Consider the following 25,257-nt stretch of genomic DNA (forward strand, 5'->3'; position numbering starts at 1 on the left):
GTGATTTGATGCGACGGGCGCAGTGCCTTGTCAGGGGGGGCTTGGGCGCTTAGCCGTATTCCTGTCGGGGCTGTGCCCCTGCGGATGTTGTGTCGCCTTGCGAAGGTTTGCAGGGTCTTGATGAGTCGATAAGGAATCTTCATGAACAAGATTTACGCGTTGGTGTGGAACCAGGCCCAAGGGTGCTGGAATGTGGCTCACGAGGGCGTGCGTCGCCGTCGTCGCTCAGGTTCCGGCAAGGGGTTGATCGTGGCGGCGGCCAGCCTCCTGGCATTGGCCGGGTTGCCCTCTGCTTTTGCCTTGCCCACCGGGGGGGTGGTGGTGTCCGGCACTGCCGACATCCTTGCCCAGGGCCAGAACATGTTTGTCGATCAGTACACGGACAAACTGATCACCAACTGGAATGACTTCAGTGTTCAGTCCAATCAAGTGGTGAACTTCAATCAGCCCTCCAGTACCTCGATTGCCTTGAACCGGGTCGTCGGCGTCAACGGCAGCAACATCCAGGGGCAGATCAATGCCAACGGCCAAGTGTTCCTGATCAACCCTAATGGAGTGGTCTTCGGCCAGGGCGCGCAAGTGAATGTTGGCGGTCTGATAGCCTCGACCCAGAACATCACTGATAACAACTTCAACGCCGGCCACTACAAGTTTACGGGCGCTTCAACGGCTGAGGTCCTCAACCAGGGTTCCATCACAGTGCCTGACGGTAGAAGCATCACGCTGCTGGGGGCGAAGGTTCGCAACGAAGGCATGATCAAGGCGCAGGAAGGGAACGTGGCGTTGGGAGCAGGCAACAGTTTCACTGTTAGCCTTGACGCTAACAACCTGCTGGATCTTCAAGTGGATGCCGCAGCGATCAACGCTCTGGTGAGCAACACGGGTCTGCTCAAGGCCGATGGTGGACAGGTACTGATGACTGCCGATGCCGGAATGGTGTTTCAGACGGTGGTCAATAACCAGGGCTCCATCGAGGCCAATACCCTGTCGCAAAAAGCCGGCCGGATCATTCTGGATGGCCGCGTCTCGGGCATAGTCAACGTTGGCGGTTCATTGTCGGCCCATGCCCTGGGGACCGAAGGTAATGGCGGCGTAGTCGAGACCCGAGGGACTTTTACCATAGTGCATGAGGATACCCGGGTGAATACTCAGGCCAGCAATGGGCAAACGGGAACCTGGAAGGTCGGTAGCCTGGAGGTCAAGGTTGGCGGGGGCCCTGCAAGTTACTGGAACGCCATTCAGGACTATACCTTGGCAAGTAACCTGGACACGACCAATGTCGAGCTGGCCAGCACCGGAGGGAGTCTGGTGCTGACCGGGCCGGTTTCCTGGAACAGTGGCAACCAATTGACCCTCTCATCGGTCAAGGACATTCAAATCAATGGCAGCCTCAGGGGCGAGGGCGCCAATACCCGGGTCGAGTTGAACGCCAAGGGCAACATCAAGCTTGACGGTCATGTCGAACTGACCGGGCGCAACAGCGGTCTCGGGCTGAACCACGCTGGTGATTTCTCCACGGGCAAGGATGGCAAGGTCACCCTGTCCGGTAGCGATGCCCGGTTCAACGACAACGGTGCAGCGTACAAGGTCATTCAGAACGCCGCGCATTTGCAGGGGATCAACAACGGTTTGAGTGGTCGCTATGTGCTGGGTAATACCATCAACGGCAGTGACAGCTTCACGTCCATTGGCGGCAGTCAGGCGTTTACCGGAGTCTTCGATGGCCTGGGTAACACCATCAGCGGTTTCACGGTCAACAGCAATGGCCCCCATGGAGGACTGTTCGCCAGTTCGTCCGGCAGTATCAGCAATCTCAAGCTCGCCTCGATGAACATCTACGGTCCAACTTATACCTCCGGCTCCAGTGCCATCGGCGGTTTGGTCGGGCTCAACAGCGGAAAGATTGCCAACGTCAGCACCAGCAATCTTCAGGTGAGCATCAGAAGTGGTAACCCCTATGCCCTCGGAGCGCAGGGCGGTGTAGGCGGGCTGGTTGGCGTCAACAAAGGGCGCATTACCGATTCTTCAAGTGCGGGCTCCGTTGACAGTGGTAGAGAGGGTTACTCCAAAAGTCTGAATCTGGGCGGGTTGGTGGGCAATAACCAGGGCGGCAGCATTGAGCGCTCCAACTCTTCGGCAATCGTAGTCGGTTATGCACAAACCAATGTAGGGGGGCTGGTTGGCGTCAATCAGTCTGGCGTTATCAAGGACTCGTCGGCCAGCGGCCAGGTAGTCGGTTTAGGACCTGCCACCGTGGGTAGTGTGGTAGGTGTCAACCGGAAGAAGCTGGCTTTTTAACCGGGTTGCCCCCTTGTCTCTGTGCGCTTGACTCATGACCCCTGTGTCCCTTGTGGATCAGGGGTCTTTTCGTTGTGCCTGAACATCTCCCGGGCCTGATCCCGGGATTCAACGGTGCAGACTGCCTCAGACGCCGAGGCTTTCCAGATCCCGGGCCAGCATCACCAGTTGGTGGGCCAGGGAGCTTTCGAGTTTTTCGCTGGACAGCTGGAAGCTCGGGGCGCCGCAGGTCAGGGCCATGATGCTGCCGTCGGCCAGGCGCAGTGGCACGCCGGCACCGTTGACGTTGCGGTCCCACTCGCCCAGTGACAGGCAGAAGCCGAACTCTTCGTATTCACGGAAGGAGTCTTCCAGGGATTTTTCCAGGGCAGGCCATTCATCACCGAGCTTTTTCGCCACTTCCCCCAACAGATGGTCACGCTCGATTTTCGGCGTGGCGGCCAGGTAGGCGCGCCCGGCGGCGCTGGTGGCCAGGGGCAGGCGCAGCCCGGGCTCCATGCGCAGGCTGGCGACTTCCGGCGGGCGGCTGCTGTCGACGTGGATCATCGACAGGCGATCGCGGCAAGTCAGGCTGACGGTGGTGTTGGTGCGGCGCGAGAACTCGTCCATGAACGGCTTGCCCAGCTGGCGCACCCGCAGGCTGGCGGAGTAGGCGTAGCCCAGGGCCAGTACCGCTGAATCCAGCTGGTACTTCTCCAGGTCCTGGTTGTACTTGAGGTAGCCCAGTTGCGTCAGGGTGTAGGTCAGGCGCGACACCGTGGGCTTGGGCAGGCCGGTGATGCGCGCGATGTCCTGGTTGCCGCGTACCGCGTGACCGTGGGTAAAGGCCCGCAGGACTTCCAGGCCTCGGGCCAGGGCTTCGACGAACTTACGGTCTTTGGGCGCTTGTTCCGGGGAGTCGTTCGGGTCTTGCATGGGGTCTTCCGGTAGGGGCTGGTGCCGGGCGCAATGCCGGTTGACCACGCAGCGGATTCGTGGAAACAAAGGAAAAATGTTATCCCGGAACCGCCGCAATTGAAATCTGCGATTCCCTGACGAAACCCGATTCCGTTCCTGACGCCATCACCGGCCAATCAAGGGCACGCCACAACCTCAGTGGCTGCCGCGCGCAGGCGGCCGCGCTTGAACACCCCTTCGGCGCTGGCCAGCAGGCGGTCCTGGGCATCCAGCAGGTCGCAGCTGGCCATGAAGATCTTGGCCCCGCCGCCACGCAGACGGGCCACGGCCCGGACCTCGGTGGCCGGTGGGATCGCGGCCATGTAGTTGATGTTCAGGGACAGGGTCAGGGCCAGCCGCCACTGGGCGGGGTCGGCATGCCAGGTGCCGCTCATGCCCATGGCGGTGTCGGCCAGGGAGGCGATGACACCGCCGTGCAGATTCCCGGCCTGGTTGAGGTGATGAGGTTGGACGGTGACCGCGATGACGGTTTGCGCCTGCTGGTATTCCCGCAGGTTCAACCCGAGATGGGCCGCGAATCCGCTGAACAGGCCTTGCAGCATCGAAACTTCGGGTACGGCACTCATGGGCGATGGCTCTTGGGTCAGTCCCGGTCGGGTGTCCTGGAGGGCAGGTGTTCCCCGTGGCCAGGCAGCAGTGATTGTTCTGATTGTGTTTCGCAGGGCAAATGGCTCGTTGAAATGCAGGATGTCAGCGAATATTCTACTGGTCAATATGGAATGTTATTTCGCACAGCGGAATATAAGTGGTTGAAAATCACGCCCCGCATGGGGCAGGATCGATCCGGGGCGGTGGCCCATCAACGTGCGGCCTGGCTGGCCAGCCGGCACCGGATGACGCTGTCCATGGCTGTTCCCTCGATCATTCCCGGGCTTGAAGGAGTCTTCCATGTCCACCGCTCGTACCCAGCGCCCCCATCACCGTGTCTGGCCCAAGCGCCTGCCCCTGGCCTTGTCGGTGCCGGCCACCTCGCTCTGGTTCAACCTGGAGGTGGCGGCCCGGCGTTACCCGGACAAGGTCGCCTACCGGTTTTTCGGCCACACGCTGAGCTTTGCCCAGTTGCAGGCCGAGGCCCTGGCGCTGGCCGGCTGGTTGCAGGGCGAAGGGGTCGAGCCCGGTGACCGGGTGGCGCTGTACCTGCAGAACTGCCCGCAATTCATCGTCGCCTGCTACGCCATCCTGCGGGCCAATGCGGTGCTGGTGCCGGTCAACCCGATGAACAAGGTGCAAGAGCTGAGCTACCAGCTCGGCGATGCCCAGGCGCGGGTACTGATCTGCGCCGCGGACCTGGCGCCCATCGCCCAGGCGGCGAATGCCAGCCTCGAACCCGAGCAGCGACTGCACCGGGTCCTGGTGACCCGCTACAGCGATGCCATGCCGGCGCCGGCGGACATGCACCCGGCGGAGGTCGCCAGCGCCGAGATCGATGCCTGGCTGCGCAGCGAGCCAGCGCTGCCCGAGGGCTATCAGCGCTGGAACGAGGCCCTGGCACAGGCCTGCTGCCCCGGCCCGCACACTGCCCAGGCCGATGACCTGGCGCTGCTGCAATACACCTCGGGCACCACCGGCCATCCCAAGGGCTGCATGCACACCCATCGCAGCCTGATGAGCAACGCGGTCAGCGGCAGCTGGACCCAATCCACCGTGGAGTCGGTGGGCCTTGGGGTCGTGCCGTTCTTCCACATCACCGGCCTGGTGTGCTTTGTCCTGCGGGCGGTGTTCGATGCCACCAGTACGGTGATCATGCCGCGCTGGGATCGGGAGCTGGCCGGGCGGCTGATCTCGCGGTACCGGGTGACCCACTGGACCTGCATCCCGACCATGGTCATCGACCTGTTCGCCAGCCCCCATTACCAGGACTTCGAATTGTCGAGCCTGGTGCATATCAACGGTGGCGGGGCGGCGATGCCCGAGGCGGTGGCGCAGCGCCTGCGCCAGGAGTTCGGCCTGACTTTTCTCGAAGGCTACGGCCTCACCGAAACCGCCGCCGCCAGCCATGGCAACCCCCCTGAGCGGGCCAAGCTGCAATGCCTGGGCATGCCGTTCTTTGGCGTCGATTCACGGGTCGTGGACCCGCGCACCCTGGAGGAACTTGCACCCGGCGAGGTGGGGGAAATCATCACCTTTGGCCCGATGCTGTTCAAAGGCTACTGGCGCAACCCTGAAGCTACCGAGGCGGCGTTCGTCGAGTTCGAGGGCAAGCGTTTCCTGCGCACCGGCGATCTGGGGCACATGGATGAGGAGGGCTATTTCTTTCTCACCGACCGCCTCAAGCGAATGATCAACAGCAGCGGCTTCAAGGTCTGGCCGGCGGAAGTGGAGGCGCTGCTGTTCAAGCACCCGGCGGTGCACGAAGCCTGTGTCATCGCCACCCGGGACGCCTACCGCGGGGAAAGCGTCAAGGCCCTGGTGGTGCTGCGCAGCGAGGCCCGGGGCCACACCGCCAGCGAAGAGATCATCGCCTGGGCGCGCGAGCACATGGCCGCCTACAAGGTGCCGCGTGTGCTCGAGTTCGTCGACAGCCTGCCCAAGTCCGGCTCCGGCAAGGTGATGTGGCGCGTGCTCCAGGATCGCGAGGCGACCCATAGCTGAAGAGTGATTTCCCAGGCGGGCCAACCCGCGACTGCGTCGGAGACGACAATGACTACAACAACAATAACGGTCCAGGATCCCCACGCCTCACCCGAGCATGCCCGGCAGCTCGACACGCTGTACGCCAGGATCCGCTGGCGCCTGCTGCCGCTGTTGATGCTGTGCTACATGGTGGCCTTTCTGGACCGGGTGAACATCGGCTACGCCCAGTTGCAGATGAAGCAGACCCTGCCGTTCGGCGATGCGGTGTATGGCCTGGGGGCGGGGATCTTCTTCATCGGCTACTTCATCTTCGAAGTGCCCAGCAACCTGATGCTCAAGCGCAGCGGCGTGCGCAAGACCCTGTTGCGGATCATGTTCTGCTGGGGCCTGGTGGCCGCGGCGATGATGTTCGTCAGCACCCCGATGCAGTTCTACGTTCTGCGTTTTCTTTTGGGGGCCTTCGAGGCCGGGTTCTTCCCCGGGGTGATCCTGTATTTCACCTACTGGTTCCCGGCGCCGCGCCGGGGGCAGGTGATCGCCATCTTCATGACCGCCGCCGCGGTCGCCGGGCTGATCGCCGGGCCGGTCTCGGGCAGCATCCTCAAGTACCTGGACGGCGCGGTCGGCCTGCACGGCTGGCAATGGATGTTCATGATCCAGGGGCTGCCGGCCAGTGTCCTGGGGGTAGTGGCTTTTTTCTATCTGCAGGACAGCCCGGCCCGGGCCCGCTGGCTCAGCCCCGGGGAAAAGCGCCTGCTGGACGCCGACATGGCCCAGGATCTGGCGAACGCCCGGGACAAATCCCAGGACAGTCTGGCGCAGATGTTTCGCGACCCCAGGATCTACCTGCTGTCCACGGCCTATTTCATGTTCCTGGGCGCCACCTACATGCTGGTGTTCTGGATGCCGAGCCTGATCCAGGGCTGGGGCAGCAAGGACCTGTTGCAGGTCGGGCTGATCACCGCGATCCCCAATATCGTCGGGATCGTCGGCATGGTGCTGATCGGGCAGCACTCCGACAAGCACCGGGAGCGGCGCTGGCACTTCGTCGGCTGCATGGCCATCGCGGTGTTCGGCCTGGCGGTCACCACCTTGCTCAACGGCCACCTGCTGCTGTCGGTTACGGCCCTGGGTTTTGCCTACGTGGGGATCAAGGCCGGCACGCCGATCTTCTTCGCCCTGGTCAGCGAGTACCTGTCGGTGGCGGCCACCGCCGGGGGCATTGCCTTCATCAGCAGCCTGGGCAACCTCGGCCCGGCGGTCACACCCTGGCTCAACGGGGTGATCAACAGCCATACCGGCGGCCACGTGTCGAGCATGTACCTGGGGATTGTCATGTACCTGCTGGCGGGCGGGCTGGTACTGGTGACCGCGCGCATCGCCCGGGTGCCCAAGGTCGCTGCGGTCGTCGCCGAATCATGAACTACCCATTGGATTGCCCAGGAGCCCGAACATGAGCCTGCCGAAGATTCTCACCCAGCATTTGCGCCTGCCAGTGGTGGCCGCGCCGCTATTCATCATTTCCACTCCCGAGCTGGTGATCGCCCAGTGCAAGGCCGGGATCGTCGGTTCCTTTCCTGCGTTGAACGCACGGCCGGCCGAGCGCCTGGGGGAGTGGATCGAGCAGATCACCCAGGCCCTGGCCGAGCACGACCGGCTGCACCCGCAGCGGCCCGCCGCGCCGTTTGCGGTGAACCAGATCGTCCACCGCTCCAATGACCGGCTGGAGCAGGACATGGCGGTCTGCGTGCAGCACAAGGTGCCGATCATCATCACCTCCCTGGGCGCGCGCCCCGAGATCAACCAGGCGGTGCACAGCTACGGCGGCATCGTGCTGCACGACGTGATCAACAATCGTTTTGCGCGCAAGGCCATCGACAAGGGCGCCGACGGCCTGATTGCCGTGGCGGCCGGCGCCGGAGGGCATGCGGGCACCCAGTCGCCGTTTGCCCTGGTGCAGGAAATCCGCCAATGGTTCGATGGCCCGCTGCTGCTTTCCGGGGCCATTGCCTCGGGGCGTTCGATCCTCGCGGCCCAGGCCCTGGGGGCGGACCTGGCCTACATCGGCTCGGCCTTTATCGCCACCCAGGAGGCCAACGCGGTGGCGGGCTACAAGCAGATGATCAGCCAGTCGACGGCCGAGGATATCGTCTACACCAACCTGATCACCGGGGTGCACGGCAATTACCTGAAGGCCTCGCTGGTGGCCGCGGGGCTGGACCCCGATGACCTGCCCAGCAGCGATCCCTCGCAGATGAACTTCGGCGCAGACAGGCACAAGCCCAAGGCCTGGAAGGAGATCTGGGGCTGTGGCCAGGGGATTGGCGTGGTTGACGGCGTACCGAGCGCCGGAGACTTGGTGGCGCGCCTGGGCAGGGAGTATCAGCAGGCCTGCCAGGGGTTGCGCACCCGGTTGCTGTAACGCGCAAGTGGGAAGGGGAGGCTGCCGGCAATGGCCGGCAGCGTCGTTTTCGCGATCTACCAGATCTTGTGGATGAGGCTCAGGGCGTGGCCGCGGTAGGCCAGGGTCTCCATGACCTCCAGGTAGCGGTTGTCGACCTCGGACACGCCCTTGCCGGGCGCCGCGCTGATGCGGCGCCAGGCTTTGCTTGGGTTCAGCAGGGGGATTGAGCGCAGCGTCGGGCAGCGCGCTGCGCACCGGGCAAGGAAGGCGGCGACACCTGCTGCCCTTGCGACAGGCTCAGGTGGCCGCCCGGGCCGCAATTCATGGGGCCTATTGCTTGCCGAGGGCGATGTAGCGTTGCAGGTGGTGATCCTCGTCCCCCAACTGATGGTCGATCATCACCAGCCGCTTGGCGTAATGGGCCAGGGGCAGCTCCCAGGTCATGCCGATGCCGCCGTGCAACTGGATGCATTCTTGCGCCACCAGGGTGCCGATGCGGCCGATGCTGACCTTGGCCGCTGACAGCGCGCGCTCGCGGTCCAGGCGATCGGCCTCCAGGGCCGAGGCGGCATTGATCACCGCCGAGCGCGCTTGTTCGATCTCCAGCAGCAGCACCGCCATGCGATGTTGCAGTGCCTGGAAACTGCCGATCGGGCGGCCGAACTGCTGGCGGGTGCGCAGGTAATCCAGGGTCGCCACTTTGGCCACTTCCATGGCGCCCAGGGCTTCGGCGCACAACGCCAGCACGCCGCGGCCAATGGCCCGCTCCAGGGTGGCATGGCCCTGGTGCAAGGTGCCCAGCAGGGCAGAGCCCGGCACAAGCAGTTGGTTCAGGCGCACCTGCGCCACGGGGCCGCCATCGAGGGTGGCGCTGCCGCGGATCTCCAGGCCCGGGGTATCCCTGGGCACCAGGAACAGCGAAATGCCCTGGCTGTCGTCAATGGCCCCGGCGGTGCGGGCCGACACCACCAGCAACCCGGCCTGCTCGCCGTGCAGCACCAGGCTCTTGGTGCCATCCAGGCGCCAGCCGTCGGCCTGGGGTTCGGCGCGGCAGGCGACCCGGTTGAGTTCGTAGTGGCTGTCGGGTTCGTCATGGGCCAGGGCGGCGATCAGGCTGCCGTCGATGATCTGCGCCAGCTCGATCTTCTGCGTTTCGCTACCGGCGCTGGCGATGGCGTCCCCGGCCAGCACCGCGCTGCCCAGCAGCGGTTCCACCAGCAGCCCGCGGCCCACGGCCTCGAAGACCAGGGCCAGGTCGAAACCACCGCCGCCGTAGCCACCGTCGGCTTCGCTGAACAGGGCGCCGATCACCCCCATCTCTGCCAGCTGCTGCCAGATCCCGGAGTTGAAACCCTGGCTTGACTGCAGGCTCTGCTGGCGTTTTTCCAGGTTGTAGTGCTGGGCGATAAAGCGGTTCAAGCTGTCGCCGAGCATGCGCCGTTCTGCGCTGTGTTCGAAGTTCATGTGCGCACCCTCAGAGCCCGAGAATCATTTTCGAAATGATGTTTTTCTGGATTTCATTGGAGCCGCCGAAGATCGACAGCTTGCGATTGTTGAAGTACTGCGCCGCCGCGCTGCTGGCGAAGGCCGGGCCCAGGTCCATCGCCCCGGTGTCGCCTTCGTCCTGCATGACCCGGGCGGCGGGGCCCATGGCCCGGCGCAGCAGAGCGGTGAGCTCCTGGCGGATTTCCGTGCCGCAGATCTTCAGCATCGAGCTTTCCGCGCCGGGCGCGCCGCCACCGGCCACCGCTGCGATCACCCGCAGGTTGGTGGTCTTCATGTTCTCAAGGTCGATCTCGACCCGGGCCAGGCGTGCAGCGAACTGCGGGTCTTCCAGCAGCGGCCGGCCATTGCGGGTGCGCTGTGCTGCCACGCGCTTGAGGCGTTGCAGCGCGGCCATGGACAAGCCGACCCCGGCAATGTTGGTGCGCTCGTAGGTCAACAGGTACTTGGCACAGGTCCAGCCCTTGTTTTCCTCGCCCACCAGGTTGGCCACCGGCACCCGCACGTCGGTGAAAAACACCTCGTTGATCTCGTGGTCGCCTTCCAGGGTGATGATCGGACGCACCTCGACCCCGGGGCTGGCCATGTCGATCAGCAGGAAGCTGATGCCTTCCTGGGGCTTGGCCTCGCGGTCGGTGCGTACCAGGCAGAAAATCATGTTGGCGTGCTGGCCCAGGGTGGTCCAGGTCTTCTGGCCGTTGACCACATAGTGATCGCCGTCGCGCACGGCCGTGGTCTTGACCGCCGCCAGGTCCGAGCCGGCACCGGGTTCCGAATAGCCCTGGCACCACCAGTGGCGGCCGTCGAGGATGCGCGGCAGCCAGTAGTCTTGCTGCTGTGGGGTGCCGTACTTGATCAGCACCGGGCCCAGCATGTTGACCCCGAACGGCACGATGCGCGGCGCGTTGGCCAGGCCGCATTCGAGTTCGAAGATGAATTTCTCCACGGCGCTCCAGCCCGGCCCGCCAAAGGCCTCGGGCCAGTGGTTGGCCAGCCAGCCGCGGGTGTTGAGGGTCGAATGCCAATGCTCCATGTCGGCCTTGGACAGGCGTTCGCCATTGGCCACCTTGTCACTCAGTTCGCTGGGCAAGTGTTCGGCGAGGAAGGCCTGCACCTGATTGCGGAAGGCTTCTTCTTGGGGGGTGAAACTCAGGTCCATGTCGGCGTCCTCAATAGATTTCGAACAGCGCGGCGGCGCCCATGCCGCCGGCAATGCACATGCTGACCACGGCGTACTTGACCCCGCGGCGCCGACCTTCGAGCAGCACATGGCCGGCCAGGCGCGCACCGGTCATGCCGAACGGGTGGCCGAGGGCGATGGCCCCGCCGTTGACGTTCAGGCATTCATCGGCGACGCCCAGCCGCTGCTGGCAATAGAGCGCCTGGGAGGCGAAGGCTTCGTTGAGTTCCCAGAGGCCGATGTCGTCCACCTTGAGGCCGTGCCGGGCCAGCAGCCGGGGTACGGCGAACACCGGGCCGATGCCCATTTCGTCGGGTTCGCAACCGGCCACCGCCATGCCACGGAACACACCCAGCGGTTGCAGGTTGGCGCGGGCCGCTTCACGGGCCTCCATCAGTACGCAGGCCGAGGCGCCGTCGGACAGTTGCGAGGCGTTGCCGGCGCTGATGAAGCGCTGCGGGCCCAGCACCGGTTCCAGTTTGGCCAGGGCCTCGTAAGTGCTCCCCGGGCGGTTGCAGGTGTCGGCGTCCACCGTGACCTGGTGCTGGCTGACCTCGCCGCTCTGCTTGTCGGTCACGGCCATGGTGGTGGTGCAGGGAATGATTTCCTCGCGGTAGTGCCCGGCCCGTTGCGCCGCTTCGGTCTTGTGCTGGCTGCGCAGCGAGAAACGGTCCTGGGCCTCGCGGCTGATGCCGTAGCGCGCGGCGACGATGTCCGCGGTCTCGATCATCGGCAGGAACAGCTCCGGCTTGTGCTGCACAAGCCAGGGATCGAGATCCGGGTCGTCGCTGCCGCGGCCGCGGATCTGCGAGATGCTTTCCACGCCACCGGCAATGATGGCGGGGGCGCCATCGACCACGATACGTCCGGCGGCCATGGCGATGGCCTGCAAGCCGGAGGCGCAGAAGCGGTTCACCGTGGTGCCGGCGATGCCGATGGGCAGGCCGGCGCGGACCACCGCCAGGCGCGCGACGTTGCGCCCGGTGGTGCCTTCGCCGTAGCCACAACCGAGGATGGCGTCCTCGATCAGCCCCGGGTCGATGCCGGCCCGTTCCACGGCGGCGCGTACCGCGAAAGCGGCGAGGGTCGGGCCGGGAGTGATGTTGAATTCGCCGCGGTGGGCCTTGGTCAGGGGCGTGCGTGCGGTGGATACGATGACGGCTTCGCGCATGGCGCGTGCTCCTTGAGTCAATGGCTGTGGTTGAGGCTGTCGAAGTTCTCGCCGCGCTCCACCAACTGCTCCAGCAGTGGCGAGGCTTTCCAGAACAGCGGGTCTTGTTCGGCGAATTCGCGGATGTCCGCCAGCACCTGGGGCAGGCCGTACTGGTCGGCGTACTTGAGCGGGCCACCGCGATAGCGCGGGAAGCCGTAGCCATGGATAAAGGTGATGTCCACATCCAGGGGGCGCAGGGCGATGCCTTCGTGCACCACGTTGGCGCCTTCGTTGATCATCGCCGCCATGTAGCGCCGCAGGATCTCCGGGTTGCCGAAGGGGCGGGGCGTGATGCCGGCCCGGGCCCGCTCGGCGTCGATGATGGCCAGGACTTCCGGGTCCTGGGTGGCGCTGCGCGGGCCCTGGGCATAGAGGTAGTAGCCACGGCCGGTCTTTTGTCCGAACCAGCCGCGCTCGCACAGGCGGTCGGCAATCTGCACGTAGCGCGCGTTGGGATTGCGGGTGGCGGCCTTGCGTTTGCGCGTCGCCCAGCCGATGTCGCCGCCGGCCAGGTCGGCCACCTGGAAGGGCCCCATGGGGAAGCCGAAGTCGCGCAGGGCCTGGTCGATCTGATAGGGCGAAGCGCCGTCTTCCATCATGTAGTCCGCCGCCTGGCGGTAGACCGCGAGGATCCGGTTGCCGATGAAACCATCGCAGACCCCGGCACGCACCGGCACCTTGCGCAGTTTCTTCGCCAGTTCGAAGGCCGTGGCCACCACGTCCGGTGCGACCTTGGCCGGGACCACGATCTCCAGCAGCTTCATGATGTTGGCGGGGGAGAAGAAGTGCAGCCCGATGACATCGGCAGGCCGCGAGACGCTGTCGGCGATGGCGTTGAGGTCCAGGTAGGAGGTGTTGCTGGCCAGCACCGCGCCAGGTTTGCATACCCGGTCCAGTTCCTTGAACACCGCCTGCTTGGCGGCCATGTCCTCGAACACCGCTTCGATCACCAGGTCGGCCCGGGCCAGGTCCTGGTAGTCCAGGCTGGTGCGGAAGCGGGCCAGGGTCGCGGCCTTGCCGGCGGCGTCCAGGCGGCCTTTTTCGATCAGCCCGTCATAGACCTTCTCGACGTTGCCCCGGCCGCGGTCCAGGGCCTGCTGGTCGCGCTCGATCATGGTGACCTGCAGGCCGGCGTCGAGGGCCGAGACAGCGATGCCGGCGCCCATGGTGCCGCCGCCGACCACGGCCACCTGTTCGATGGGGCGGGGCTGGGCGATACGGGTTTCCGGGGCCTTGAGCACTTCGCGCTCGGCGAAAAAGGCGTGTACCAGCCCGGCACGCTGCGGGCTGTCGAGGCATTCCTGGAACAGCCGGCGTTCTTCCTCCAGGCCTTGATCGAAGGGCCGGTCAAGGGCCACCTCGACCGCACGAATGATGTTCTGCGGCGACAGCAGGCCCTTGGCCTTGTGCGTGAGCTGTTCGCGGGCGGCGTTGATCTGTTCGCGTTGCAGATGCTGATCGCCCAGGGCCCGGGCGTCCCGGGTGCGCCGCACGCCGGCATGGCTGTCCACCAGCTCGCGGGCATAGGCCAGGCCGGCAGCCAGGGCATCCTCACCCTCCGCCAGGCGGTCCACCACCCCCAGGTCGAGGGCCTCCCGGGCATTCAGGTGACGGCCGCTGAGCATCAGTTCCAGGGCCGCCCGGGCACCGATCAGGCGTGGCAGGCGCTGAGTGCCACCGGCCCCGGGCAGCAGGCCGAGCAGCACTTCCGGCAGGCCGAGGCGGGCGCTGCCCAGGGCCAGGCGGTAGTGGGCCGCCAGGGCCACTTCCAGGCCGCCTCCCAGTGCCACGCCCTGGATGGCCGCCACCACCGGTTTGGCGCTGTCCTCGATGCGCTTGACCACCGCTGGCAATGCCGGGGCCTGGGGCGTCTGGCCGAATTCGCGAATATCGGCGCCGCCACAGAAGTGGCGCCCGGCGCCGACCAGCAGGATGGCGGCCACCGTCGGATCGTCGGCGGCGCTGTCCATGGCGGCCAGCAGCCCGCGCCTGACCTCCACGCCAAGGGCGTTCACCGGCGGGTTGTCGAGGGTCAGGACCAGGATGTTGCCGTGCAGGGCGGATGCCACAGAGGGCTGGGCGGTGTCGCGACTCATTGCAGCAGTCTCCGGAGGAAAGGGCAGCGTGAGGCCGATGGTTGCCCAGAGGGCTCCGGGCGCTGAACGGAAATCAGGATTGGATTCCGCTGTTTGAATCGGCTGGTGAAAATAATCCTGTCATCAATAAATTAGTGGGTCAATACGGAATAGTATTTCGCAGTGCGGAATAGAAAGATTCTTTTTACTTGATTTAAGCCCTTGATTGCTTCAGAGACGTGAGGATGAATATTTGACATATTTGATTTGTGATCACATATTGCTGCCCACAAGAATCACAACACAGGTGTCACCCCCATGTCCGAAGGTCCTATCCCCCTGCCTACCTTGCGTCAGGTTTCTCGCGATACCTTGCAGGAACAGGTGTATCGACAGATTCGCGAAGCCTTGATGAGTGGCCGATTCCAGCCCGGCCAGAAACTGACCATTCGTGGCCTGGCCGAAGCCCTGGGTTCCAGCCCGATGCCGGTGCGCGAAGCCTTGCAGCGCTTGAGTGCGGAAAATGCCTTCGAGGTCACGGAAACCTCCCGCCTGCGGGTACGCATGATGACGGTGGAGCGCCTGCGGGAAATCCGTGATGCACGGGTGGCCCTGGAGGGGCTGCTGGCGGAAAAGGCCGTGCAGCATCTGCACAAGGCCGATATGCAGGAGATCGCCGATCTCTGCCGGCAGATGCAGAAGGCCGCCGACGAGGTGGATGTCTCCCGCTACCTGTGGACCAACTTCGCTTTCCACCGGCGCATCTATGCGGTGGCCCGGGCCGAACTGACCATGGCCGCCGTGGAGAACTTCTGGCTGCACATGGGCCCCTGCTTCGCCCTGGTGGCGCCGGACAAGGCCCACCTGCAACGTTCCATGGAAGCCCACAACCGAATCGTCGACGCCCTGGTCGCCGGCGATGGCCCGGCGGCGCGAGCGGCGGTCACCGACGACATCATGCAGGCGGCGGATTCCCTGGGCCGCCTGCTGGCCAAGAGCGACGGTGCAGCACAGCGTAAAGGAGGCCGGGCATGAGCATCCTTCAGCGTTTGCAGCCTTATCCGGGCTTGCGGGTGATGATTTCCGGTGGCGCGGCGGGCATCGGTGAAGTGCTGGCCGCTGCCTACCTTGAAGCCGGCGCCCAGGTGCATGTGTGCGATGTCAGTGAAGCGGCCCTGGCGGCCTTTCGCGATCGCTACCCCGAGGCCCTGGCAACCCGTACCGATGTCGCCGACCCGGCGCAGATCGAAGCCTTGTTCAAGCTTCAGGTGCAGCACTTCGGTGGCCTCGATGTGCTGGTCAACAACGCCGGCATTGCCGGGCCGACCGCGGGCATCGATGCCGTCAGCGATGCCGACTGGCAGCGCACCATCGATATCAACCTGACCGCGCAATACCGCTTCGCCCACCACGCGGTGCCCCTGCTCAAGGCCTCGGACAAGGCCCACCTGCTGCACATCGCCTCCGTGGCCGGGCGCCTGGGCTACGCCTGGCGCACGCCTTATGCCGCTACCAAATGGGCGATTGTCGGGTTGATGAAGTCTTTGGCGGCGGAGCTGGGTGCCAGCGATATCCGGGTCAACGCGCTGTTGCCGGGGATAGTCGAGGGGCCGCGGATGGAGGCGGTGATCCAGGCCCGGGCCGAACAGACCGGGGTACCGGTGGCGCAGATGCGCGAGCAGTACCTGGAGAAGATCTCCCTCAAGCGCATGGTCAGTGCCGAGGACGTGGCGGCCATGGCGCTGTTCCTCTGTTCGCCGGCGGCATGCAACGTCACCGGCCAGGCGATCAGCGTCGACGGCAACGTCGAATACCTCTAGCCCCCGCCGGCTGGCCGCGCCTGCGAGGACCGCCGGCGCTGAAACCTGTAGCGACACCCTGGGATTTTTTTCATCAAGAATAAAAGTCGGAGTACCGTCATGCCTGGAAAAACACCCGTCATCATCACTTGCGCCGTTACCGGTGCCATTCATACCCCGTCCATGTCGCCCCACCTGCCGATCACGGCCGGGGAGATCGCCGCCGAGGCCATCGCCGCCGCGGAAGCCGGGGCGGCCATCGTCCACCTGCACGCCCGGGACCCGGAGGACGGCCGGCCGAGCCAGGACCCCGAGCTGTTCCGGCGCTTCCTGCCGCAGATCAAGGCCGCCTGCGACGTGGTGATCAACCTCACCACCGGCGGCGCGCCGACCATGGGTGTCGAGGAGCGCCTGCAACCGGTGCTGGAGTTCAAGCCGGAACTGGCCTCGCTGAACATGGGCTCGATGAACTTCGGCCTGTACGAAATGCTCAACCGCTTCACCGAGTTCAAGCACGACTGGGAGCGGCCGTACCTGGAGGAAAGCGACGACCGGATTTTCCGCAATACCTTCCGCGATATCGCCCATATCCTCAGCGCCTGTGCCGAGAACCGCACGCGCTTCGAGATCGAGTGCTACGACATCGGCCACCTCTACACCGCTGCGCATTTCCTGGAGCGCGGCCTGCTCAAGGCGCCACTGTTCATCCAGTCGGTGTTCGGCCTGCGGGGCGGCATCGGCGGCCACCCCGAGGACCTGGCACACATGCGCCGCACCGCTGACCGGCTGTTCGGCGATGCCTATCACTGGTCGATCCTCGGCGCCGGGCGCAACCAGATTCCCCTGGCGACCATGGGCCTGGCCATGGGCAGCCATGCCCGGGTCGGCCTGGAGGACTCGCTGTGGGACGGCCCCGGCAAGCTGGCGGCGAGCAACGCCGACCAGGTACGACGCATCCGCAGCGTCATCGAGGCCCTGGGCGGCCGGGTGGCGACGGCGGACGAAGCCCGCACCCTGCTCGGGCTCAAGGGGCGCGACCAGGTCGCGTTCTAAGCCCTGCTGGCCTGCTGCCGGCGCCTTCCGGGCGCTGGCGATCCCGCATAACAATTACAAAGGGATATGCCCATGAACACTGCAACCGCCGCGTCGCCCCGGGACCCGCAACAACTGACCCGGCTGATGTTCCTCAAGCTGATGCCGCTGCTGATCGCGGCCTATGTCCTGAGTTTTCTCGACCGCACCAATATCGCCCTGGCCAAGCATCAGCTGGATGTGGACCTGGGGATTTCCGCCGCGGCCTACGGGCTGGGGGCCGGACTGTTCTTCCTCACCTATGCGCTGTCCGAAGTGCCGAGCAACCTGATCATGCACAAGGTCGGCGCGCGCTTCTGGATCGCCCGGATCATGGTGACCTGGGGGCTGATCTCCGCCGCCATGGCTTTCGTCCAGGGCGAGACCTCCTTCTATGTGCTGCGCCTGCTGCTGGGGATCGCCGAGGCCGGGCTGTTTCCCGGGGTCATGCTGTACCTGACCTACTGGTTCGACCGCCAGCAGCGGGCCCGGGCCACCGGCTATTTCCTGCTGGGGGTGTGCCTGGCCAATATCATTGGCGGCCCGCTGGGCGCGGCGCTGATGAAGATGGACGGCCTTTTGGGCTGGCACGGCTGGCAGTGGATGTTCCTGCTCGAAGGCCTGCCGGCGGTGTTCTTCGCCTGGGTGGTATGGCGGCGCCTGCCGGACCGCCCGAGCCGTGCTCCCTGGCTGAGCGCCGAGGAAGCGGCGGCCATCGAACAGCGCCTGGCCCGGGAAGCCGACGAGGGCGCGGGGCAGGGAGGGCACTCGTTCCGGCAATGCTTCACGCCACAGATCCTGCTGGCGATCTTTGTCTACTTCTGCCATCAGATCACCATCTACACCGTGATCTTTTTCCTCCCCAGCATCATCGGCAAGTACGGCAACCTGAGCATCATGAGCGTTGGCCTTTTGACCTCGCTGCCCTGGATCGCCGCAGCCGTCGGGGCTATCGCCTTGCCCCGGCTGGCCAACAGCCCGCAACGCTCGCGGCGCCTGCTGGTCTGTGGCTTGCTGGTGATGGCGGCGGGGCTGTCGATCGCGGCGTTTTCCGGGCCGGTGTTCAGCCTGCTGGGGTTCTGCGTGGCGGCGCTGATGTTCTTCGTGGTGCAGTCGATCATCTTCCTGTACCCGGCTTCACGGCTCAAAGGCGCGGCGTTGGCGGGTGGCCTGGGCTTCGTCAATTCCTGCGGGCTGCTGGGCGGTTTTGTCGGCCCTTCGGTGATGGGCGCGATCGAGATGAGCACCGGCAATGCCATGAATGGCCTCAAGGTGATTGCCCTGGTGCTGCTGGTGGCGGCATTGGCGGCCCTGCGTTTGCGCCAGGGCCAGGAGGACCGCAGTGAGCAAAGGGCGAGTGGGCTGGCGAGAAACTCCGCCTGAGGTCTGCCCGGGGGCGGCGTCGCTTGGCAGATCTTGCCTGGACGCCAGCCCTCCGGCCTTTCTACACTGCTTCCCGTCTGGGGACCGGGGGCAACATCAATGAATCGCAATGAACTGCGCAAGGCCGATATCAACCTGATGGTGGTGTTCGAGGCGCTGATGCTCGAGCGCAATGTCACCCGGGTGGCGGAGAAGCTGTTCCTCGGCCAGCCCACCATCAGTTCCGCGCTCAACCGCCTGCGGGCGATGTTCAACGACCCGCTGTTCATTCGCGTCGGCCATCGCATGGAGCCCACGGCTCGTGCCGAGCAGATCATCCAACACCTGTCGCCGGCCCTGGACGCACTGTCCTCGGCCCTGAGCCTGACCCACGATTTCGATCCCGCCAGCAGCACCATGACCTTTCGCATCGGCCTGTCCGACGACGTCGAGTTCGGCCTGCTGCCCCCCCTGCTGCGGGCCCTGCGCCAGGAAGCGCCGCAAGTGGTGGTCGTGGTGCAGCACGTGGACTACTGGCGGATTCCCGACCTCCTGGCGTCCGGCGATATCACCGTGGGCATCAGCCAGACCCGCGGCCTGCCGGCCAACGCCAAGCGCAAGCTGCTGCGGCATATCCAGCCCAGCGTGCTGCGGGCAGATGCCAGCGACACACCGCTGACCCTCGACGAGTACTGCGCGCGGCCCCATGTGCTGGTGTCCCACACCGCCAATGTCGCCGGCTTCGCCGATGAGTGGCTGGCGGAGATCGGCCGCACCCGCCAGGTCGTGTTGTCGGTGCCCCAGTACAGCTCGCTGCCGGCCCTGCTCGCCGGCACCAAGCTGATCGCCAGCCTGCCCGACTATGCCGCCGCCGCCATGGCCGCCTCGGGGCAGCTGTACTGCGAGCCGTTTCCGTTCAAGACCCCGACCCTGGACCTGTCCATGGTCTGGCTCAGCCATGTGGACACCGACCCCGCCGAACGCTGGCTGCGCTCGCGGCTGGAAGCCTTCATGAGCGAGCGGGCGCCCCTCGCGAGCTAATCGCGCCTGGTAGCCGCTGCCGCAGGCTGCGATGGACCGCGCAGCGGGGCCCCAAAGCTGCCCATGCGGTCTGCCTGGCGGATCGGGTGGGGGCCTTGCCAGTCCTGCGGACCGGGTCGCAGCCTGTGACAGCGGCGCAGTGAACGGAGGCCGCCAGCTTGGCATAGGCACAGGGGGCTGCTTTGCTGTGTGGATCGTCTGTTGAAACATTGATCGGTGGAGTGTGCCCATGAGTCGTTCCCGTTCCCTGTTGCGTGGGCGTGGCAGCCACGACAGCGGCAAGGTTGGCATGGTCGAGCTGTTCTTCGACCTGGTGTTCGTGTTTGCCGTGACCCAGCTGTCCCACTCCCTGCTGGCTCATCTGTCCCTGGGCGGAGCGCTGCAGGTGGCGTTGCTGATGGTGGCGGTGTGGTGGGTGTGGATCTTCACCTCGTGGATCACCAACTGGCTGGACCCGGAAGCCCTGCCGATCCGCCTCGGCCTGTTCGTGCTGATGGTGGCCGGGTTGCTGCTGTCGTCGTCGATTCCCCAGGCCTTCGGCGAGCGTGGGCTGCTGTTCGCCGGCGCCTATGTGTTCATGCAGGTGGGGCGCACCGCCTATTCGCTGTGGGCGGTGCGCGGCGAGCCGCTGAACATGACCCGCAACTTCCAGCGGATCCTCTTGTGGCTGATGTTCTCGGGTGTTTTCTGGATCACCGGTGGCCTGCTCGAAGGCCCGCAGCGCCTGGCGTGCTGGGGGCTGGCCCTGGCCATCGAGGTGCTGTCGCCGTCGCTGTATTTCTGGGTGCCGGGGCTCGGCCGCTCGACCCTGGAAGACTGGAATGTCGAAGGCAACCACATGGCCGAGCGCTGCGCTCTGTTCGTGATCATCGCCCTGGGTGAATCCCTGCTGGTCACCGGCGCAACCTTCGCCGAGCTGGCCACCAGTGCCGAAGGGGTACTGGCTTTCGTGGTGGCGGTGCTGGGCAGCATTGCCATGTGGTGGGTGTATTTCGACAGCGGCGCCGAGCGTGCCCATCACCGCATCGCCCACTCCAGCGACCCGGGGCGCCAGGCGCGTATTGCCTACACCTACCTGCATGTGCTGATCGTCGCCGGGATCATCGTCAGTGCGGTGGCCGACGAACTGGTGCTGGTGCACCCGCAGCATGCCAGCCAGGCCGCGGTGCTGGTGATCGTCGGCGGGCCCTGGCTGTTCCTGCTCGGTTGCGCGCTGTTCAAGTGGGTGATGAACGAGCGGCCGTTGCCGCCGCTGTCGCACCTGGCCGGGCTCGCGGCCTTGCTGCTGTTGTTGCCCGCGGCCTGGAACCAGTGGTTTTCCGCCCTGGCGCTGGGCAGCCTGACCACCCTGGTGATGCTGCTGGTGGCGGCCTGGGAAACCCTGGCCCTGCGGGAAAGGGCGGCGTCCAGGCAATGAGGCTAACGGCTACTGCGGCGGCGTGGGGCGGGTTGTGTAGTATGGAGCGCCTTTTTACCCCTGACTGACCGGGAGCTTTGCCATGCCGCACCTGCATATGGAATACACCGCCAACCTGCCGCAACTGGACGTCGACAAGGCGCTGCTGCGACTCAATCATGGGCTGGTGGCGTCCGGGCAGTTCTCCGACGAGTTCGACATCAAGAGCCGCGCAGTCAAGGTGGAAGCGTTTCGGGTCGGCACCGGGATTGGCGAGCGCGGCTTTGTCCACGTCAAGCTGGCCTTGCTCAGCGGCCGTTCGCCAGAGGTCAAGAAGCAGTTGTCCGAGGGCCTGCTGGCGGTGTTGCAGGATCTGGCGCCATGGCCGGCGGATGTCCAGGTGCAACTGTGCGTGGAGATCGTCGATATCGACCGCGCGTCCTACAGCAAGGCCGCCGTCGGCCGCTGAGGATCAGGCCAGCCCCTGCTCGGCGCAGACCTTGACTATCTGTTCACGGAACCAGGTCTGCGCGCTGTCCTGATCGGTGTGCTGGCTCCACTGCATGTCCAGGCTGAATCCCGGCAGGCCGCTGGGGGCCTCGCAATGGTTGAACACTGCCTCGTTGGCCAGCAGTGCCTGGATGCGCCGGGGCAGGGTGAGGAGGAAGTCGGTGCCGGTGATCATCTTCAGTGCTGCACTGTAGCTGTTGGAGCGGGCGACGATCTGCCGCTTGTGGGCCTGGCGCGCCAGCCAGCCGTCCACCATGTTGCTGTCCGACGTCCAGGGCGTGGGAAACACGTGCCGCCGCTCGACGAACGACTGCAGGCTGAAGCGCGGTTCCCTGGGCGGGGTCGCACGTTTGTCGAAGACACACACCAGGTCGTCCTCCAGCAGCATCTGCGACTTGAAGTCGGCGTGGCTACGATGGAAGTCGGGCCCGAAACAGATCACCAGGTCGACGCTGCCATCGCGCAGGTCCTCGGCGGGAATATCACTTTCCAGCTTCTGCACGTTGACTGTCACCGGCAGGTCGGCGTAGTCGAAGCCCTTGAGCAGGCGCGGCAGGATCAGCAGCTCGAAGTATTCCGGGGCACAGAGGTTGAAGGTCACGGCCTGGCGGCTCGGGTCGAAGGCCGGCACACCGCTGTGGCACAGGTTGATGCTCTCCAGGATCCTCAGCACGTGGTTGTACATGCTGGTGGCCTTGTAGGTCGGGCGCATGCCGGTGCGGGTGTTGATGAACAGTTCGTCCTCGAAGCCGTTGCGCAGTTTCTTCAGGCAGTAGCTGACGGTCGACTGGCTGACGCAGAGGGTTTCCGAAACCCCGGTGACACTGCTTTGCTCGTACACCGCGATAAAGACCATGAGGTCCTGCATGTCGAGTTTTCTGAGCACATTGCTGATGAGCATCCGTTCCATCCCGCTGAGCACCTGGCGCCGGTGGCGCGCAAACCGGATCGATGCTAGCGGAACGATCGTCCTAATTAAATGCCCGGGGCGGGGATTCGCGGACAGCATCGGGACATAAATGTCCGATAACACGACCTGCGCAGTTTCGCGCACTGCAATGGTGCTTGTCCCGGGGAAATTTCAGGCCGCCGCGGCTGTCGGGCGGCTGCCGCGCACCAGGCCGAGCATGCCCAGGGCCACCAGCAGGGCGCCGAGCATTTCTGTCAACTGTGGCCCCTGGCCCAGCCACAACCAGTGGAACAGCGTGAGGAACAGGGTGCTCAGGTAGATGTAGGAAATCACCGTGGACGGGGCGATGACGCCGATTGCCCGATGCAGCAGCCAGAAGGTTGCCAGGGTGGCGAACAGCGCCAGGTACAGCAGCCACAGCAGGTCGTTGCCGCGCAGTAGCGCGGCACTGCGCCAGCCGCCACTGGCCAGGCTGGCGACAAACAGGAACAGCGATCCGAACAGCATGTTCCAGAAGGTCATGGCCGCCGGGCTGCGCCCTTGCAGGCTGCCGGCCTTGAAGCGCTGGCTCAGCGGCGAGTAGGCGGCCATGGCCAGGCAGCCCAGGGCGTAGATACCCATGGCGTACAGCGACGGCAATTGCCCTGGCGCGCCGCCCTTGAGGATCAGCAGCAGCGCCCCGGCCCCCGCCACCAGCATCGGCAGCAGGCGGCACCGCTGGCCGCTTCCAGGCAGCAGCCAGGCTTCGAACACCAGGGTCAGGAGCGGCACCAGGGTGAACAGGGTCCCGGTGTTGACCGCCGAGGTATAGCGCAGGGCTTCGAACAGCGAACCGAAATACAGCGCCAGCAGCAGGCCCAGCAGCCCATGGGCGCGCAAGCCGGCCAGGGTCATGGGCGCCGAACCCTTGAGCCACAACAGAGGCACGAACATCAGCGCCGAGAACAACAGGCGCAGGGCGGTCAGCAGTACCGGGTCGATGGCCTGGCTGACCTCGGCGGCGGCAAAGAACGAAGCGGCAATCAGCACCGCCCACAGCAGCATGCCAAGGTTGGCCTGGGTGAAGTTCGCCGGGTTCATGATGGCCTCCCCCGGCTCAGCGGATGTGCTGGCGGTAATGCTTCGGATCGAAGCGCAGCGCCATGAGAATCATCACCAGCATCACCGCGGCCAGTGACCACCAGGCCCACTCGAAGCTGCCCAGCTGGTCGCGGATCATGCCCGCCAGCAACGGCGACAGCCCGGCAATCAGGTAGCCGATGCCCTGCACGAAAGCGGTCAGGCCACCGGCGCGGCGCGGGTCGCTGAGGTGGTCCAGGGAGACGATCAGGCTCATGGGAAACAGCCCGCCGATTCCCAGGCCCAGCAGGCACGGCCACAGCAGGCTGAGGTGTTTGGGGCTGAGGATCAGGCCGCAGAAGCCGGCGATGATCAGTACCAGCAGGGCCACCAGCACCAGGCGCCGGTCCTGGCTGCGGTTGGCGATGGCCGGGGTGACCAGCCCGGAAATCACTTCCATGGCGGTGAGAAAGCCCAGCAACAGGCCCGCGTTCTGCTCGCTCCAGCCGTTCTCCACGTAGTAGGGCGCCAGCCATGCCAGCACGCAGGTGTAGGAAGCGGTGCCGAGGCCGAAGAACACCGCCAGCAGCCAGGCCCGGCGATTACCGGCAAAGGATTCCCGTGCTCCACCTTTGCCTGGCAGCCTGGGCAGGGCCGCGCGCTGGGCGTACCAGAACACCAGGGCCAGCAGCGCCAGGGCGGCCCAGATCGCCAGGGCCAGGCGCCAACTGCCACTGTGGTTCATCACCAGGGGCGAGAACGACGCGGCCAGCGCTGCACCGCCCATGATCGAGGTGACGTACAGGCCCATGAACAACGAGACATTGTCGGCAAAGCGCGACTTGATCAGCGCCGGCAGCAGTGCCTGGATCAGGGCGATGCCGATGCCGGCCAGCACCGCGCTGAGAATCAGCTCGGCTGCCGAATCCATGAACAGCCGCAAGACCGTGGCCAGGCCGATGACCAGCAGCGACAGGACCACAGTGCGGTGCTCGCCCAGGCGCTGGCTGATGCCCATGCCGAAGAACATCGCCAGGCCCATGGCCATGACCGGCAGCATGGTCAGCAGGGAAGCCAGGCTGAAGTTCAAGGGGATATCGCCGCGAATGCCCGACAGCAGCGGGCCGACGGCGGCCATCGACGGACGCAGATTGAGCGCCACCAGAATCACACTGACCATCAGCCAGAGTGCGGGGCGGGAAGTTGCACGAACGTTTTCCATGGTCGGACCTTCAACAAACAAGGACCCGATTAGGCGGCTCGGTCTGGAGTGGGGGCAAATCAGAAAGTCCGCGGTGTTATTTAAAAACTAAATAACACCGCGGACCTGTAGCCGCTGCCGCAGGCTGCGATCCGCGCCGCAGGGCTGCAAACCGGACGATACGCACGCCCGGCAGGCACCTACCGCTGGAGCAACCTGCAACCCGGGATCAGAACGGCTTGGTCGGCAGGTACTTGCCGTCCAGGGTGATCACTGCGCGGGAACCGCCTTCCGGATCTTCGACCTTCTTGATGTCCAGCTTGAAGTTGATGGCGCTGATGATGCCGTCGCCGAACTGCTCGTGGACCAGGGCCTTGAGGGTCGAACCGTAGACCTGGAGCATTTCATAGAAGCGATACACGGTCGGGTCGGTGGGGATGCCGCCGGCGATGCTGCCGCGCAGGGGAATGCTCTGCAGCAGGCGGCTGGCGTCCTGGTCCAGGCCCAGCTTGTCGCACACCAGGTCGGCGGCGGTGGCCGGCAGGGCGTGCTGGCCCAGCAGGGCGGCGGTGACGAAAGCCAGGCTCAGCCCGGTGCCGTCGGTGAGGTCCTGCCACGACAGGTTCTTGCGCGCCTTGGCGTCGATGATGGTGTCGGCCAGGGCCAGGCGTGGAGCTTGGGCGAATTGGGATTGCAGCATGGGG

Annotated in this window: 21 protein-coding genes; 11 read left to right on the forward strand and 10 right to left on the reverse strand. The window is 65.2% G+C overall.

What is annotated here, in order from left to right; translation table 11 throughout:
- The first annotated feature begins 141 nt into the window (after positions 1 to 141).
- Positions 142 to 2,298, forward strand: a complete 2,157-nt coding sequence (locus tag ABCR88_RS07980) for a filamentous hemagglutinin N-terminal domain-containing protein (RefSeq protein ID WP_015634530.1) — start codon at positions 142 to 144, stop codon at positions 2,296 to 2,298.
- Positions 2,299 to 2,424: 126 nt separating this feature from the next.
- Here the strand turns inward: ABCR88_RS07980 and ABCR88_RS07985 are convergent, their stop codons facing one another.
- Both ABCR88_RS07985 and ABCR88_RS07990 read right to left on the reverse strand, forming a co-directional pair.
- Entirely contained in the window at positions 2,425 to 3,213 is a 789-nt protein-coding gene (locus ABCR88_RS07985) for an IclR family transcriptional regulator (protein ID WP_015634531.1), read from the reverse strand.
- 158 nt (positions 3,214 to 3,371) lie between these two features.
- Positions 3,372 to 3,821 (reverse strand): PaaI family thioesterase, encoded by a 450-nt coding sequence (locus ABCR88_RS07990; RefSeq protein WP_015634532.1) that lies wholly within the window; start codon positions 3,819 to 3,821, stop codon positions 3,372 to 3,374.
- 322 nt (positions 3,822 to 4,143) lie between these two features.
- Between ABCR88_RS07990 and ABCR88_RS07995 the strand changes: the two genes are divergently transcribed.
- From ABCR88_RS07995 to ABCR88_RS08005, 3 genes are read left to right on the forward strand one after another with little or no spacing between them, the layout of a single operon-like run.
- Entirely contained in the window at positions 4,144 to 5,847 is a 1,704-nt protein-coding gene (locus tag ABCR88_RS07995; RefSeq protein WP_350404375.1) for a long-chain fatty acid--CoA ligase, read from the forward strand.
- A gap of 48 nt (positions 5,848 to 5,895) precedes the next feature.
- Complete coding sequence (locus ABCR88_RS08000; protein WP_236202943.1) at positions 5,896 to 7,251, forward strand: MFS transporter; 1,356 nt, start codon at positions 5,896 to 5,898, stop codon at positions 7,249 to 7,251.
- Between the two features lie 31 nt (positions 7,252 to 7,282).
- Complete coding sequence (locus ABCR88_RS08005; protein ID WP_350404376.1) at positions 7,283 to 8,251, forward strand: nitronate monooxygenase family protein; 969 nt, start codon at positions 7,283 to 7,285, stop codon at positions 8,249 to 8,251.
- A gap of 312 nt (positions 8,252 to 8,563) precedes the next feature.
- On the opposite strand, the gene ABCR88_RS08010 is transcribed toward ABCR88_RS08005, so the two are convergent.
- From ABCR88_RS08010 to ABCR88_RS08025, 4 genes are read right to left on the reverse strand one after another with little or no spacing between them, the layout of a single operon-like run.
- The gene (locus ABCR88_RS08010) at positions 8,564 to 9,697 is read right to left on the reverse strand and encodes an acyl-CoA dehydrogenase family protein (protein ID WP_315868901.1); all 1,134 of its coding nucleotides are present in this window, start codon (positions 9,695 to 9,697) and stop codon (positions 8,564 to 8,566) included.
- A gap of 10 nt (positions 9,698 to 9,707) precedes the next feature.
- The gene (locus ABCR88_RS08015) at positions 9,708 to 10,895 is read right to left on the reverse strand and encodes an acyl-CoA dehydrogenase family protein (protein WP_041116513.1); all 1,188 of its coding nucleotides are present in this window, start codon (positions 10,893 to 10,895) and stop codon (positions 9,708 to 9,710) included.
- A 10-nt stretch (positions 10,896 to 10,905) separates the two neighbouring features.
- Positions 10,906 to 12,087 (reverse strand): acetyl-CoA C-acyltransferase, encoded by a 1,182-nt coding sequence (locus tag ABCR88_RS08020; protein WP_350404377.1) that lies wholly within the window; start codon positions 12,085 to 12,087, stop codon positions 10,906 to 10,908.
- 17 nt (positions 12,088 to 12,104) lie between these two features.
- A complete protein-coding gene (locus ABCR88_RS08025) occupies positions 12,105 to 14,225 on the reverse strand; it encodes a 3-hydroxyacyl-CoA dehydrogenase NAD-binding domain-containing protein (protein ID WP_350404379.1) in 2,121 nt (706 codons plus the stop codon).
- Between the two features lie 297 nt (positions 14,226 to 14,522).
- On the opposite strand from ABCR88_RS08025, the gene ABCR88_RS08030 reads away from it, so the two are divergent.
- The 7 genes from ABCR88_RS08030 (at position 14,523) to ABCR88_RS08060 (ending at position 21,342) form a co-directional block, all read left to right on the forward strand.
- Positions 14,523 to 15,239 (forward strand): GntR family transcriptional regulator, encoded by a 717-nt coding sequence (locus ABCR88_RS08030; protein ID WP_350404380.1) that lies wholly within the window; start codon positions 14,523 to 14,525, stop codon positions 15,237 to 15,239.
- Positions 15,236 to 16,024, forward strand: a complete 789-nt coding sequence (locus ABCR88_RS08035; protein ID WP_011059819.1) for an SDR family oxidoreductase — start codon at positions 15,236 to 15,238, stop codon at positions 16,022 to 16,024. The genes ABCR88_RS08030 and ABCR88_RS08035 overlap by 4 nt, the downstream gene beginning before the upstream one ends.
- Positions 16,025 to 16,123: 99 nt before the next feature.
- Positions 16,124 to 17,056, forward strand: coding sequence for a 3-keto-5-aminohexanoate cleavage protein (locus ABCR88_RS08040; protein ID WP_350404381.1), 933 nt, complete (start codon positions 16,124 to 16,126; stop codon positions 17,054 to 17,056).
- Positions 17,057 to 17,122: 66 nt separating this feature from the next.
- Positions 17,123 to 18,457 (forward strand): MFS transporter, encoded by a 1,335-nt coding sequence (locus tag ABCR88_RS08045; protein ID WP_337154042.1) that lies wholly within the window; start codon positions 17,123 to 17,125, stop codon positions 18,455 to 18,457.
- 99 nt (positions 18,458 to 18,556) lie between these two features.
- The gene (locus tag ABCR88_RS08050; RefSeq protein ID WP_011059822.1) at positions 18,557 to 19,477 is read left to right on the forward strand and encodes a LysR substrate-binding domain-containing protein; all 921 of its coding nucleotides are present in this window, start codon (positions 18,557 to 18,559) and stop codon (positions 19,475 to 19,477) included.
- A gap of 229 nt (positions 19,478 to 19,706) precedes the next feature.
- Positions 19,707 to 20,894: a low temperature requirement protein A gene (locus ABCR88_RS08055; RefSeq protein WP_015634542.1), complete on the forward strand. Its 1,188-nt coding sequence runs from the start codon at positions 19,707 to 19,709 to the stop codon at positions 20,892 to 20,894.
- 82 nt (positions 20,895 to 20,976) lie between these two features.
- Positions 20,977 to 21,342: a 5-carboxymethyl-2-hydroxymuconate Delta-isomerase gene (locus ABCR88_RS08060; protein ID WP_041116521.1), complete on the forward strand. Its 366-nt coding sequence runs from the start codon at positions 20,977 to 20,979 to the stop codon at positions 21,340 to 21,342.
- Positions 21,343 to 21,345: 3 nt separating this feature from the next.
- Here ABCR88_RS08060 and ABCR88_RS08065 read toward each other — a convergent pair whose 3' ends face one another.
- From ABCR88_RS08065 to cynS, 4 genes are all read right to left on the reverse strand, one after another.
- The gene (locus ABCR88_RS08065; RefSeq protein ID WP_350023722.1) at positions 21,346 to 22,284 is read right to left on the reverse strand and encodes a LysR family transcriptional regulator; all 939 of its coding nucleotides are present in this window, start codon (positions 22,282 to 22,284) and stop codon (positions 21,346 to 21,348) included.
- Between the two features lie 180 nt (positions 22,285 to 22,464).
- A complete protein-coding gene (locus ABCR88_RS08070; protein WP_350023723.1) occupies positions 22,465 to 23,373 on the reverse strand; it encodes a DMT family transporter in 909 nt (302 codons plus the stop codon).
- 16 nt (positions 23,374 to 23,389) lie between these two features.
- Positions 23,390 to 24,574, reverse strand: a complete 1,185-nt coding sequence (locus ABCR88_RS08075; protein WP_350023724.1) for a cyanate transporter — start codon at positions 24,572 to 24,574, stop codon at positions 23,390 to 23,392.
- A gap of 208 nt (positions 24,575 to 24,782) precedes the next feature.
- Positions 24,783 to 25,253 (reverse strand): cyanase, encoded by a 471-nt coding sequence (cynS, locus tag ABCR88_RS08080; RefSeq protein WP_011059828.1) that lies wholly within the window; start codon positions 25,251 to 25,253, stop codon positions 24,783 to 24,785.
- Positions 25,254 to 25,257: the final 4 nt, after the last annotated feature.

This window comes from Pseudomonas sp. W17 (genome assembly GCF_040268305.1).
Taxonomy (GTDB): domain Bacteria; phylum Pseudomonadota; class Gammaproteobacteria; order Pseudomonadales; family Pseudomonadaceae; genus Aquipseudomonas; species Aquipseudomonas protegens.

Coding starts and splice junctions, on each gene's coding strand:
- ABCR88_RS08055 (WP_015634542.1), top strand. CDS start 19,707: ATGAGTCGTTCCCGTTCCCTGTTGCGTGGGCGTGGCAGCCACGACAGC.
- ABCR88_RS07995 (WP_350404375.1), top strand. CDS start 4,144: ATGTCCACCGCTCGTACCCAGCGCCCCCATCACCGTGTCTGGCCCAAG.
- ABCR88_RS08010 (WP_315868901.1), bottom strand. CDS start 9,697: ATGAACTTCGAACACAGCGCAGAACGGCGCATGCTCGGCGACAGCTTG.
- ABCR88_RS08050 (WP_011059822.1), top strand. CDS start 18,557: ATGAATCGCAATGAACTGCGCAAGGCCGATATCAACCTGATGGTGGTG.
- ABCR88_RS07980 (WP_015634530.1), top strand. CDS start 142: ATGAACAAGATTTACGCGTTGGTGTGGAACCAGGCCCAAGGGTGCTGG.
- ABCR88_RS08070 (WP_350023723.1), bottom strand. CDS start 23,373: ATGAACCCGGCGAACTTCACCCAGGCCAACCTTGGCATGCTGCTGTGG.
- ABCR88_RS08040 (WP_350404381.1), top strand. CDS start 16,124: ATGCCTGGAAAAACACCCGTCATCATCACTTGCGCCGTTACCGGTGCC.
- ABCR88_RS07990 (WP_015634532.1), bottom strand. CDS start 3,821: ATGAGTGCCGTACCCGAAGTTTCGATGCTGCAAGGCCTGTTCAGCGGA.
- ABCR88_RS08005 (WP_350404376.1), top strand. CDS start 7,283: ATGAGCCTGCCGAAGATTCTCACCCAGCATTTGCGCCTGCCAGTGGTG.
- ABCR88_RS08015 (WP_041116513.1), bottom strand. CDS start 10,895: ATGGACCTGAGTTTCACCCCCCAAGAAGAAGCCTTCCGCAATCAGGTG.
- ABCR88_RS08000 (WP_236202943.1), top strand. CDS start 5,896: ATGACTACAACAACAATAACGGTCCAGGATCCCCACGCCTCACCCGAG.
- ABCR88_RS08035 (WP_011059819.1), top strand. CDS start 15,236: ATGAGCATCCTTCAGCGTTTGCAGCCTTATCCGGGCTTGCGGGTGATG.
- ABCR88_RS08045 (WP_337154042.1), top strand. CDS start 17,123: ATGCCCATGAACACTGCAACCGCCGCGTCGCCCCGGGACCCGCAACAA.
- ABCR88_RS07985 (WP_015634531.1), bottom strand. CDS start 3,213: ATGCAAGACCCGAACGACTCCCCGGAACAAGCGCCCAAAGACCGTAAG.
- ABCR88_RS08075 (WP_350023724.1), bottom strand. CDS start 24,574: ATGGAAAACGTTCGTGCAACTTCCCGCCCCGCACTCTGGCTGATGGTC.
- ABCR88_RS08025 (WP_350404379.1), bottom strand. CDS start 14,225: ATGAGTCGCGACACCGCCCAGCCCTCTGTGGCATCCGCCCTGCACGGC.
- ABCR88_RS08020 (WP_350404377.1), bottom strand. CDS start 12,087: ATGCGCGAAGCCGTCATCGTATCCACCGCACGCACGCCCCTGACCAAG.
- cynS (WP_011059828.1), bottom strand. CDS start 25,253: ATGCTGCAATCCCAATTCGCCCAAGCTCCACGCCTGGCCCTGGCCGAC.
- ABCR88_RS08060 (WP_041116521.1), top strand. CDS start 20,977: ATGCCGCACCTGCATATGGAATACACCGCCAACCTGCCGCAACTGGAC.
- ABCR88_RS08030 (WP_350404380.1), top strand. CDS start 14,523: ATGTCCGAAGGTCCTATCCCCCTGCCTACCTTGCGTCAGGTTTCTCGC.
- ABCR88_RS08065 (WP_350023722.1), bottom strand. CDS start 22,284: ATGCTCATCAGCAATGTGCTCAGAAAACTCGACATGCAGGACCTCATG.